Source organism: Prauserella endophytica (genome assembly GCF_005146945.1).
In the GTDB taxonomy this organism is placed as follows: Bacteria; Actinomycetota; Actinomycetes; order Mycobacteriales; family Pseudonocardiaceae; genus Prauserella_A; species Prauserella_A endophytica.
On the sequence record NZ_SWMS01000027.1, the window covers coordinates 80,226 to 92,297 of the forward strand.

Consider the following 12,072-nt stretch of genomic DNA (forward strand, 5'->3'; position numbering starts at 1 on the left):
CGATCAGGGAAAGGGCAGTGGCTCGGCGTCGCGCTTGGCGAGCAGCTGCCGCATGAGGTTCGCCTCAGGGACCTGTGACTTGAGGATGCTGTCCGCGAGCGTCCGCACCGCGCCCACGGCCGCGTGCTCCTTGCCGTACTCCGCCATCTCGGTGCCGCCCTGGTGGTGGCGGAGCATGAGCTGCAGGAAGTAGACGTCGAGCTCTCGACCGGAGAGCGAACGGAGCTTCCGCAGCTCCTGTTCGGTGGCCATGCCCGGCATGGGGCCGCCGGAGCTGTCGCCGCCCGGCCCGCCGCCGTGCTGGTGCCCGCCGGGTTCGGTCATCCACGTCATGTACTCGCCGAGCGGTTCCTCCGGCTGCTGCCAGAGCATCAACCAGCCCTTCATTCGCCCGACCTGCTCGGTCTGCGTGCTGGCGATGTCGAAGGCCAGCTGCACGATCGCGGGGTCGGTGCTGTGGTCCCGCGCCCAGTTGGCCATGGTGACGGCCTGCAGGTGGTGCACCGACATGTCCTGCGCGAAGCCGACGTCCACGGAGCCCGCGGTCGGCACCGGCTGCTCCTCGTCGCCGACCGCCTGGGCCAGCACGAGCCCGATCGTCGCGCCGATCAACAACACCGCGAGCGTTGCCGCGCCGAAGATCAGGACCCGGGACCAGCCCGGGGTCTCCTGATCGACGAGCTCGCCGTGCTCGTCAGGTGCCATGGATCAGCCGCCGGCCGGGGGAGCGGACGGGGTGCCGCTCATCGGCTGGTCCTGCTGAGCGCCCTCGGAGCCCTGGTAGTCCATGGGCTTCGCGTCGGGACCCGGCTTCGACGGGTCGAACGGCGGCGGGTTGTCCGGGTCGAACGCGCCGGGGCCGAGCGCGTCGCACGAGGCGCCGACCTCCGGGTAGGTGTTCGGGTTGCGCCGCAGCGCCGCGATGAACTGGTCGATGCGCTGGTCCTCGGCGCTCTCGAGCTTGAGCTGGTGGCCCCACGACTGCACCGAGATCGGCGTGTCGAGGCCGGGGTAGGGCGACATCATCGTGAACGGCTTGCCCTCGGTCCGCACCCGTAGCTTCTCCAGCTCGTCGCCCTGCACCCGGTCGGGGTTGTAGGCGATCCACACCGCGCCGTGCTCGAGCGAGTGGACCATGTTCTCGGTCCGCACGGCGTTCGGGTAGACGATGCCGGTGCAGGCGGCCCAGTAGCCGTCGTGCGGGCCGCCGAAGGGCGGGGTCTTGTCATAGGCGACGCGCTCGGTGGGCAGGACGTGCGCCCCCGCGGCGTACTCGGCGGTGACGACGCCCTCGATGTCCTTCGACGGGTCCGGGTTCTGCTGCGACGGCGCGAAGGCGGCCGCGGCCTCCTCGCGGTCGCGCTGCTCCCGCTGGTCGCTCGAGGCGACCCAGTAGTAGCCGAACACACCCACCGCGAGCAGCAGGATCACGACGACGGAGAAGATCGTCCCCCACGGCGTGTGCTTCTTGGTGACGACCGATCCACGGGCTGCCTTGACCGCGTTCTTCTTCGGGCTGCCCTTTTTCTTCGTGCCGCTGGCCATGGCTCCCGTGTTTCCCTCGAGGACGGACGCGTACCGGCTGTGAAGTGTAGGGAAAGAGATGTGAGGGGCGCGTAGCGCCTCCTTGGGGGGTGGTGGTCGGGCCGGCGGGAGGGCGTAAGCGGCGCGTAGCGCCTCCTTGGGGGGTGGTGGTCGGGCCGGCGGGAGGGCGTGAGGGGCGCGTAGCGCCTCCTTGGGGGGTGGTGGTCGGGCCGGCGGGAGGGCGTGTAGCGGGTCGGTCGGGAGGCTTGGGTGGTGGACGGGTCGCGGGGTCTCCAGCCGTACACTCGGCTGGTGACTCCCTCCGCCCTTGCTGACCTCGTGCGTTCGTCCGCGGTAGAAGTGTTGTCGGCGCGTGGCCTCGACCACGGCGTCCTGCCCGACCCGGTCACGGTCGAGCGACCCCGCAACCCCGAGCACGGCGACTACGCCACCAACGTGGCGCTGCAGGTGGCGAAGAAGGTCGGGCTGAAGCCGCGCGAGCTGGCGGAGGCGCTGGCGGAGGCGCTCGCGAAGGCCGACGGCGTGGAGGCGGCCGAGGTCGCGGGCCCCGGCTTCCTCAACCTGCGGCTCGCGGCCGACGCGCAGGGCGAGCTGGTGAGCCGCGTGCTGAGCGAGGGTGACGCCTACGGCCGGGGCGATGCGCTGGCCGGTGTCAAGATCAACCTGGAGTTCGTCTCGGCCAATCCGACGGGCCCGATCCACCTCGGCGGCACCCGCTGGGCCGCGGTCGGCGACGCGCTCGGCCGCCTGCTCAGCGCGCAGGGCGCCGACGTGACCCGCGAGTACTACTTCAACGACGCCGGTGCGCAGATCGACCGGTTCGTCCGGTCCCTCATCGCCGCCGCGAAGGGCGAGTCCGCGCCTGAGGACGGCTACGCGGGCGCCTACATCAACGACATCGCCGCCGAGGTGATCCGCAAGGAGCCCAGCGCGCTCTCGCTGCCCGAGGACGAGCGGCACGAGTTGTTCCGCCGTATCGGCGTCGGGCTGATGTTCGACGAGATCAAGAAGAGCCTGCACGAGTTCGGCACCGACTTCGACGTGTACTTCCACGAGGACTCGCTGCACAGCTCGGGCGAGGTCGAGAAGGTCGTCGAGGAGCTCAAGGAGTCGGGCAGCCTGTACCACGCCGACAACGCGTGGTGGTTGCGCTCCACCGAGCACGGCGACGACAAGGACCGCGTGGTCATCAAGAGCGACGGCAACCCGGCCTACATCGCGGGTGACCTCGCCTACCTGCGCGACAAGATCGGGCGCGGTTTCGAGCTGTGCATCTACATGCTCGGCGCCGACCACCACGGCTACATCGCCAGGCTCAAGGCGGCCGCCGCCGCGATGGGGCACAGCCCCGACGCGGTCGAGGTGCTGATCGGCCAGATGGTCAATCTGGTCAGCGGGGGCAAGCCGGTGCGGATGAGCAAGCGGGCGGGCACCGTGGTGACGATGGAGGACCTGGTGGAGGCCGTCGGCGTCGACGCGGCCCGTTACGAGCTCACCCGGTATTCCGTGGACTCCAGTCTGGACGTCGACCTGGACCTGCTCCGCAAGCACAGCAACGACAACCCGGTGTACTACGTGCAGTACGCCCACGCGCGGCTCGCGTCGCTGCAGCGCAACGCCGCCGAGCTGGGCATCGAGCGCGCGGCCGACGTCGACCTCGGCCTGCTCGGCCATCCAAGGGAAGGCGACCTGATCCGCACGATCGGGGAGTTCCCTTCCGTGCTCAAGAAGGCGGCCGAGCTGCGCGAACCGCACCGCGTCGCCCGTTACCTCGAGTCGCTCGCGTCGGCGTACCACAAGTTCTACGACGTGGCTCGGGTGCTGCCCCAGGGCGACGAGGAGGCAACGCCCCTCACCCACGCCCGCCTGGCGCTGTGCGAGGCCGCTCGCCAGGTGTTCGCCAACGGACTGTCGCTGCTCGGGGTTTCCGCCCCGGAACGGATGTAACGATCTAGATGTGTGCTCACCCAGCGGGGCCCCGCCACGCCGAGGTCTACCCGCACGTCGACCAGGCGGGGTTCCCGCCCTCCACCTCGGCCGAGCTGGACAAGCTGTATCCGAAGGTGTGGCCCCGCAACACCTACCGTGCCCCGGACGGTGTCGTGCGCATCGCCGGCGTCGACGTCCGTGAGCTGGCGCGGACGTACGGCACGCCGTTGTTCGTCGTGGACGAGGCCGACTTCAAGGCCCGCTGCGCCGAGTACGCGGAGGCGTTCGACGACCCGGCGCTCGTGCACTACGCGGGCAAGGCGTTCCTGTGCACCGAGGTCGCGCGGTGGGTCGCCGCGCAGGGGCTCAGCCTCGACGTGTGCAGCGGCGGCGAGCTGGCGATCGCCCAGCGGGCGGAGTTCCCGCCGGAGCGGATCACCTTCCACGGCAACAACAAGTCCATCGCCGAGCTGGAGGCAGCCATCGAGGCGGGGGTCGGCACGGTGGTGCTCGACTCGTTCTACGAGATCGCCCGGCTCGCCGAGATCGCGGCGAGGCACGACGTGGTGCAGCAGGTGCTCGTGCGCGTCACGGTGGGCGTCGAGGCGCACACGCACGAGTTCATCGCCACCGCGCACGAGGACCAGAAGTTCGGCTTCTCGCTCGCGGCCGGCGACGCCGCCGAGGCGGTGCGCAGGGTGCTCAACGCGCCGTCGCTGAGCCTCGTCGGCCTGCACAGCCACATCGGCTCGCAGATCTTCGACGCCGACGGCTTCGAGGTGGCCGCGCGCCGCGTCATCGGGCTGCTCACGGAGCTGCGCAAGGAGCACGGCGCCGACGCGCTGGCCGATCTGTCCACTGTGGACCTCGGCGGTGGGTTCGGCATCGCCTACACCGACAAGGACAACCCGCCGCCGCCCGCGCAGCTGGTCACGCAGATCCGTGACATCGTGCGCAAGGAATGCGCGTTCGCCGACATCCCGGTGCCGCGCATCGCGGGCGAGCCCGGCCGCGCGATCGCGGGCCCCGGCACGGTCACCCTCTACGAGGTGGGCACGATCAAGGACGTCGCGCTCGGCGACAGCGAGGTGCGCCGGTACGTGAGCGTCGACGGCGGGATGAGCGACAACATCCGCACCGCGCTCTACGACGCCGCCTACGACGTCCGCCTGGTCTCCCGCTCCAGCGACGACGGCCAGCCGGAGCCCGTGACCGCCGTGCTTTCCCGAGTCGTGGGAAAGCACTGTGAGTCCGGCGACATCGTGGTCCGCGACTGCTGGTTGCCCGACACCCTGGCACCTGGCGACCTGCTCGCCGTCGCGGCGACCGGCGCCTACTGCTACTCGATGGCCAGCAACTACAACCGGCAGCCCCGCCCGGCGGTGGTCGCCGTGCGCAACGGCAGCCACCGGTTGCTGCTGCGGCGGGAGACGAACGAGGACATGTTGCGACTGGAGGTGTCATGAGCGTGGCCACGCTCGACGGGCGGACGGTCCGGGTAGCGCTGCTCGGCTGCGGTACGGTCGGCAGCGAGGTCACGCGCATGCTCATCGACGACGCCGACGAGCTCGCCGCTCGGGTCGGTGCCCCGGTGGAGCTGGCCGGAATCGCGGTGCGCCGCCCCAACAAGCACCCCGAGCTGCCGCAGCACCTGCTCACCGCCGACGCGGGCAGGCTCGTCGAGTCCGATGTGGACGTAGTCGTCGAGCTGATCGGCGGCATCGAGCCGGTGCGGGGCTGGCTGCTCACCGCCCTGCGCAAGGGAAAGTCGGTGGTCACCGGCAACAAGGCGCTGCTCTCCGAGCACGCGGCCGAGCTGGCCGAGGCGGCCGACACCTCGGGCGCCGACCTCTACTACGAGGCCTCGGTCGCGGGCGCGATCCCGCTGCTGCGCCCGCTGCGCGAGTCGCTCGCCGGTGACCGCATCACGCGCGTGATGGGCATCGTCAACGGCACCACCAACTTCATTCTGTCCGCAATGGACTCCACCGGCGCGGGTTACGCGGAGACCCTCGACGAGGCGACCAGGCTCGGCTACGCCGAGGCCGACCCGACCGCCGACGTCGACGGCTACGACGCGGCGTCCAAGGCGGCGATCCTCGCGTCGCTGGCCTTCCACAGCAGGGTCACCGCCTCCGACGTGCACCGCGAGGGCATCGCGGGCATCAGCGCGTCGGACATCGGCGCGGCGAAGCTGCTGAACCGCACCGTGAAGCTGCTGGCGATCTGCGAGCGGGTGACCGCCGACGACGGCACCGAGTCGGTGTCGGCGCGGGTGCACCCGGTGATGATTCCCCGCAGCCACCAGCTCGCCGGCGTGAACGGGGCGTTCAACGCCGTCTACGTCGAGGCCGAGGCCGCGGGCGAGCTGATGTTCTACGGCCAGGGCGCGGGCGGCGCCCCCACGGCGAGCGCGGTGCTCGGCGACCTCGTCGCCGCGGCCCGCAACCGCGTGGCGGGCGGCCGGGGCCCACGCGAGTCGGCGCACGCCGCGTTGCCGGTGCGGCCCATGGGCCAGACGCCGACGCGCTACCACATCAGCCTCGACGTGGCCGACAAGCCGGGCGTGCTCGCGCAGGTCGCGCAGGTCTTCGCGGTCCACGGCGTCAGCATCGCGGCCGTCCGTCAGCGCGACCGCCTCTCCACGGCGAGCCTGGTGATCGTCACGCACCTGGCCCCGGACGCCGCCCTGCAGGCCACGGTGGAAGAGATCAGCAAGCTGGACGTCGTTCGCGAGGTCGTCAGCGTCATGCGGGTGGAAGGCGAGGACTCGTGAACACGGTGAACGCTCCGGTGAAGGCGGGCTGGCCCGGCATCATCAAGGCCTACTCGTCGCGGATCCCCATCCCGGCGGGGGCCGAGGTCGTGACACTGGGCGAGGGCAACACGCCGCTGATGCCCGCGCCGCACCTGTCCGAGGTCACCGGCTGCACGGTGTACCTGAAGGTGGAGGGCGCCAACCCGACCGGGTCGTTCAAGGACCGCGGCATGACCGTCGCGATCACGCACGCGCTCGCTAGCGGGCTGCGGGCCGTGATCTGCGCGTCGACCGGCAACACCTCGGCCTCGGCGTCGGCCTACGCCGCGCGCGCCGGGCTGACCAGCGCCGTGCTGGTTCCGCAGGGCAAGATCGCGCTCGGCAAGATGGCGCAGGCCGTGCTGCACGGCGCCCGCATCCTCCAGGTCGACGGCAATTTCGACGACTGCCTCGAGCTCGCCCGCAAGACGGCGGCCGACTACCCGGTGACACTCGTCAACTCGGTGAACCCGGTGCGGCTCGTCGGCCAGAAGTCCGCCGCGTGGGAGATCTGCGACGTGCTCGGCGAGGCCCCGGACATCCACTGCCTTCCGGTGGGCAACGCGGGCAACATCACCGCCTACTGGGCCGGCTACACCGAGTACGCCGCCGACGGTGTGGTGGAGAACACGCCGCGCATGTTCGGCTTCCAGGCCGCGGGCAGCGCGCCGCTCGTGAAGGGCGAGCCCGTCGCCGAACCCGAGACGATCGCGACCGCGATCCGCGTCGGCAGCCCCGCGTCGTGGGACCCCGCCGTGAAGGCGAAGAACGCGAGCGGCGGCCTCTTCGAGGCCGTCACCGACGAGAAGATCCTCGCCGCCTACCGGCTGCTGGCCCGCAAGGAGGGCGTCTTCGTCGAGCCCGCGTCGGCCACCAGCGTCGCCGGCCTGCTGCTGACCGCGGCCGACGGCCGCATCCCGCGCGGCTCCACCGTGGTGTGCACGGTGACCGGGCACGGCCTCAAGGACCCGGCCACGGCACTGGAGGGCAACGTCGAGGTGGAGCCACTCGCCGTGGACCCGCGTGCCGTCGCCTCCGCGCTCGAACTGTCATGAGGCTGCGGATCACCGTTCCGGCATCGACGGCCAACATCGGCTCGGGCTTCGACACCTTCGGCATGGCGCTCGGCCTGCACGACGTCGTCGAGATCGAGGTGGTCGAGTCCGGGCTCGAGGTCGAGGTGGTCGACGCGGGCGCCGGTGACATGAGCGGCGTGCCCACGGACGAGAACCACCTCGTCGTGCGTGCGCTGCGCAAGGCGTGCAGGCACCTCGACGTGCAGGTGCCCGGGCTGCGGCTGCGTTGCCACAACGCGATTCCGCACTCCAGGGGCCTCGGTTCGTCGGCCGCCGCTGCGGTCGCCGGCATCGCCGCGGGCTACGCGCTCGCGGGCAAGGCCGTGGACGACACCGCGCTGCAGCTGGCCGCCGGGTTCGAGGGCCACGCCGACAACGCCGCCGCGAGCCTGCTCGGCGGGTTCGTGATCGCCTGGCAAGCCGGTGACCGCTTCCACGCCGAGCGGCTGGACCCGCATTCCGCCATCCGCCCCGTGGTCGCCGTTCCCGCGACGCGCTCCTCCACCAAGGAGACCAGGGGCCTGCTGCCGGACAGCGTGCCGCTGGCCGACGCGGCGTTCTCCGCGGGCCGCACCGCGCTCGCGGTGCACGCGATCACCGCGCGACCCGAGCTCCTGCTCGCGGCCACCGACGACCGGCTGCACCAGGGCTACCGCGCTCCCGCGTACCCGGCGACCGCCCGGCTCATGCAGGAGCTGCGGGAACACGGCGTGCCCGCCGCGGTCTCCGGCGCGGGGCCGACGGTGCTCGCGCTCACCACGACGGGAATACTTCCCGGGGAGGTCGGCGTTGAAGGGTTCGACGTCTCCGAGCTGTCCGTCGACCTGACCGGCGTCCGGGTGGAAGCCAGGTCACAATAGGCACAGTGAGGCACGCCACGCAGGGGGTGGTTGTTGCACCACGACCTCGGGCGGTCTACCCTCGGGGGCGTTCGGTCACCGTGCATTTCCGCACCCGGTGATGGTCCTGGGATCGTTTCCCGGTCACATCTTCCGTTTATTCGAAGCGGGTTCCCGGTAGACACGGTGGTCGTTCCCACCTCGTGCAGGCGGCTCCGCCGCTGCGACTCGCATGTCTCAGCCGGATCGCTCGCACCAGGTACTACAACGCCGTCTCGCAATTCGGACGCGGGCGGCGGTCCGCTGGTCCACCGTGGAGGCGTGGACCGGTCAGGAAGGACATGTGTGAGCAACACCGATCTTTTGAGCGGCGACGTGAATGCCCAGGCCGAGGCGCCGGGCACCGGGGAGCAGGCGCCGCAGGCTGGTGGTGCGGCCGCGGCGCCCAAACGACGTCCGGGCGGACTGTCCGGCATGGTCATCGCCGATCTTCGTGCCCTGGCCGGTGAGCTGGGCATCGGCGACACCACAGGAATGCGCAAGGGCGACCTGATCGCCGCCATTCGGGAGCGTCAGGGCAAGTCCAAGCGCGGGAAGTCCGCCTCGGCCGGTGCCGACACGCTGCCGCTCGAGGGCGTCAGCGAGGCCAAGGCACCCGAGAAGGCCCCGGCGGACAAGCCCGCCAAGGCCCAGAAGGACGCGCCGGAGCAGGCGCAGGAGGACAAGGCCGCGCAGAAAGCCCCCGCCAAGCGGGAGCAGGCGCCGTCGGACAACGGCTCCGGCGACACGCCGCAGCAGCAGTCCGACGAGGGTGGCCGCCCGAGCCGCCGTCGTCGTAGCTCCAACCGCCCCGACGGTGGCGCCCAGCAGAAGGGCGACGACGACTCGGCTCAGCGGGGCGGCGAACAGTCCTCCTCCGAGCAGCAGCGCGGTGGGGGCAACGACGACGGCCGCAGGCAGAACAACAACCAGCGCGGCCAGCAGCAGAACAACAACAGCAACAGCAACGCGGGCGGTGGCCAGGACGACGACGAGCGCGGCGGGCGCCGCGGCCGCCGGTTCCGGGACCGTCGCCGTCGCGGCGGCCGCGGTGAGGGCGGTGGCAACGCCGACACCGAGATCCGCGAGGACGACGTCCTGCTTCCGGTCGCGGGCATCCTCGACGTGCTGGAGAACTACGCGTTCGTCCGCACATCGGGTTACCTGCCCGGCCCGAACGACGTCTACGTGTCGCTGTCGCTCGTGCGGAAGTACGGTCTTCGCCGCGGTGACGCGATCACCGGTGTGGTGCGCCAGCCGCGTGAGGGCGAGCAGCAGCGCCAGAAGTTCAACCCGCTCGTCCGGGTGGACTCGGTCAACGGCCTCGAGCCGGACGTCGCCAAGAAGCGGCCCGAGTTCACCAAGCTGACGCCGCTCTACCCCAACGAGCGGCTCCGGCTGGAGACCTCGTCGAACAAGCTCACCACGCGGGTGATCGACCTGGTGATGCCGGTCGGCAAGGGCCAGCGTGCGCTGATCGTGTCGCCGCCGAAGGCGGGCAAGACCACGATCATGCAGGACATCGCCAACGCGATCACCACCAACAATCCCGAGTGCCACCTGATGGTCGTGCTCGTGGACGAGCGCCCGGAAGAGGTCACCGACATGCAGCGGTCGGTGAAGGGCGAGGTCATCGCCTCGACCTTCGACCGCCCGCCATCGGACCACACCTCGGTCGCCGAGCTCTCGATCGAGCGCGCGAAGCGGCTCGTGGAGATGGGTCACGACGTGGTGGTGCTGCTCGACTCGATCACCCGCCTCGGCCGTGCCTACAACCTGGCGGCCCCGGCGTCCGGCCGGATCCTCTCCGGTGGTGTCGACTCGACCGCGCTGTTCCCGCCGAAGCGGTTCCTCGGCGCGGCACGCAACATCGAGGACGGCGGCTCGCTGACGATCTTCGCCACGGCGATGGTCGAGACCGGTTCGACCGGTGACACGGTGATCTTCGAGGAGTTCAAGGGCACGGGCAACGCCGAGCTCAAGCTCGACCGCAAGATCGCGGAGCGCAGGGTCTTCCCCGCGGTGGACGTCAACCCGTCCGGTACCCGCAAGGAGGAGCTGCTGCTCTCGCCGGACGAGCTCGCGGTCACGCACAAGCTGCACCGGGTGCTGCACGCGCTCGACTCGCAGCAGGCGATCGACCTCCTGCTCGACCGGCTGCGCAAGACGAAGACCAACATCGAGTTCCTGATGCAGGTCTCCAAGACCGCACCGGGCAACGACGACGACTGACGACGACCGAGGTAAGGAATAGCCGCCGGATGGGGCGCGTTCAACCGGACGCTGCCCCATCTGGCAGAATTACTCCGCTGACGTCCGGCTCCGGTTCACCTCCCAGCGAGGACCCGGCGGCCACCGAGAGAGGACCCCATGAAGAGCGGTATTCACCCCGAGTACGTGGTCACCGAGGTGACCTGCGGTTGTGGCAACACCTTCACCACCCGCAGCACCAAGGGCACCGGCAAGATCCACGCCGAGATCTGCTCGAACTGCCACCCCTTCTACACCGGTAAGCAGAAGATTCTGGACACCGGTGGCCGGGTCGCGCGGTTCGAGGCTCGCTACGGCAAGCGCAAGAAGAGCGACGCCAAGTAGCTTCACCGACGGCGCCCGCATCTGCCTTCGAGGCAGGGCGGGCGCCGTTTGCTTGAGCAGTGTCCGTCCGGCCCGTTCGCGAGAGGAAGCCAGTGGAATCGAGTGCTCTGCAGGGGCTGCTCGACGAGTACGCCGAGCTGGAGGAACAGCTCGCGGACCCGTCGGTGCACGCCGACCAGGCCCTGGCACGCAAGCTGGGCCGTCGCTACGCCGAGCTGGCTCCCATCGTGAAGGCCCGCAAGGAGCTGGACGGCGCCCGTTCCGACCTGGCGGCCGCGAAGGAGCTCGCGGCCGAGGACGAGGCGTTCGCGGAGGAGGCCGAGGAGCTCGAGGCCCGCATCCCGGTGCTGGAGGCGAGGCTGACCGAGCTGCTCCTGCCGCGTGACCCCTACGACGGTTCCGACGTCGTCATGGAGATCAAGTCGGGTGAGGGCGGCGAGGAGTCGGCGCTGTTCGCGGGCGACCTGCTGCGCATGTACCTGCGCTACGCCGAGCGGCACAACTGGAAAGCGGAGGTGCTCGACGCCACCGAGTCCGACCTCGGCGGCTACAAGGACGTCACGGTGTCGATAAAAGGCAAGGGCGGCAATGACGCTGCGGCCGAGGGCGTGTGGTCGCGGCTGAAGTTCGAGGGCGGCGTGCACCGGGTGCAGCGCGTGCCGGCGACCGAGTCGCAGGGCCGCATCCACACCTCGGCCGCCGGCGTGTTGATCTACCCGGAGCCGGAGGAGGTCGAGGTCGAGATCGACCCGAACGACCTGCGCATCGACGTGTTCCGCTCCTCGGGTCCCGGTGGGCAGAGCGTCAACACCACCGACTCCGCCGTGCGCGTGACCCATCTGCCCACCGGCATCGTGGTGTCCTGCCAGAACGAGAAGTCGCAGATCCAGAACCGGGCGAGGGCGATCCAGGTGCTCCAGGCCCGGCTGCAGGCGCTCGCCGAGGAGGAGGCCGCCGCGAAGGCCGCCGACGCCCGCCGATCCCAGGTGCGCACGGTCGACCGCTCGGAACGGGTGCGGACCTACAACTTCCCGGAGAACCGGATCTCCGACCACCGCGTGAACTACAAGGCCTACAACCTGGACCAGGTGCTGGACGGCGAGCTGACCGGCGTGCTCGACGCGCTGCGCGACGCCGACCGCGAGGAACGCCTAGCCGCCCAGTCCTGAAGGCCCCGCCCAGCCGCAGTGAAGGCCACAGTGATGATGTGTGTGGGCGGGATCCCGGCACTCCTGACTCGGAAGGCCACCGA

10 protein-coding genes are annotated in these 12,072 nt (G+C 70.6%); 8 read left to right on the plus strand and 2 right to left on the minus strand.

The genetic code is table 11. The features are described 5' to 3' along the window. Window positions 1-3 precede the first annotated feature (3 nt). Together FCN18_RS32355 and FCN18_RS32360 are read right to left on the minus strand one after the other, a co-directional pair. A complete protein-coding gene (locus FCN18_RS32355) occupies window positions 4-705 on the minus strand; it encodes a DUF305 domain-containing protein (RefSeq protein WP_112271128.1) in 702 nt (233 codons plus the stop codon). A 3-nt stretch (window positions 706-708) separates the two neighbouring features. Then, window positions 709-1,545 carry a DUF3105 domain-containing protein gene (locus FCN18_RS32360; RefSeq protein WP_112271129.1) on the minus strand — a complete coding sequence of 279 codons (837 nt, stop codon included), beginning with the start codon at window positions 1,543-1,545 and terminating at the stop codon, window positions 709-711. Between the two features lie 291 nt (window positions 1,546-1,836). On the opposite strand from FCN18_RS32360, the gene argS reads away from it, so the two are divergent. From argS to prfA, 8 genes are all read left to right on the plus strand, one after another. Beyond that, complete coding sequence (gene argS / locus FCN18_RS32365; protein WP_112271336.1) at window positions 1,837-3,492, plus strand: arginine--tRNA ligase; 1,656 nt, start codon at window positions 1,837-1,839, stop codon at window positions 3,490-3,492. An 8-nt stretch (window positions 3,493-3,500) separates the two neighbouring features. After that, window positions 3,501-4,940, plus strand: a complete 1,440-nt coding sequence (gene lysA / locus FCN18_RS32370) for a diaminopimelate decarboxylase (protein ID WP_112271130.1) — start codon at window positions 3,501-3,503, stop codon at window positions 4,938-4,940. Then, window positions 4,937-6,250: a homoserine dehydrogenase gene (locus FCN18_RS32375; protein WP_137096886.1), complete on the plus strand. Its 1,314-nt coding sequence runs from the start codon at window positions 4,937-4,939 to the stop codon at window positions 6,248-6,250. Before lysA ends, FCN18_RS32375 begins: the two co-directional genes overlap by 4 nt. After that, entirely contained in the window at window positions 6,247-7,326 is a 1,080-nt protein-coding gene (thrC, locus tag FCN18_RS32380; RefSeq protein WP_112271132.1) for a threonine synthase, read from the plus strand. The genes FCN18_RS32375 and thrC overlap by 4 nt, the downstream gene beginning before the upstream one ends. Next, complete coding sequence (gene thrB / locus FCN18_RS32385) at window positions 7,323-8,207, plus strand: homoserine kinase (protein WP_112271133.1); 885 nt, start codon at window positions 7,323-7,325, stop codon at window positions 8,205-8,207. The genes thrC and thrB overlap by 4 nt, the downstream gene beginning before the upstream one ends. A gap of 324 nt (window positions 8,208-8,531) precedes the next feature. Further along, entirely contained in the window at window positions 8,532-10,457 is a 1,926-nt protein-coding gene (rho, locus tag FCN18_RS32390; RefSeq protein ID WP_112271134.1) for a transcription termination factor Rho, read from the plus strand. 138 nt (window positions 10,458-10,595) lie between these two features. Beyond that, window positions 10,596-10,820, plus strand: a complete 225-nt coding sequence (gene rpmE, locus FCN18_RS32395; protein WP_112271135.1) for a 50S ribosomal protein L31 — start codon at window positions 10,596-10,598, stop codon at window positions 10,818-10,820. A 92-nt stretch (window positions 10,821-10,912) separates the two neighbouring features. Next, a complete protein-coding gene (gene prfA / locus FCN18_RS32400) occupies window positions 10,913-11,989 on the plus strand; it encodes a peptide chain release factor 1 (RefSeq protein WP_112271136.1) in 1,077 nt (358 codons plus the stop codon). The last annotated feature ends 83 nt before the right edge of the window (window positions 11,990-12,072 follow it).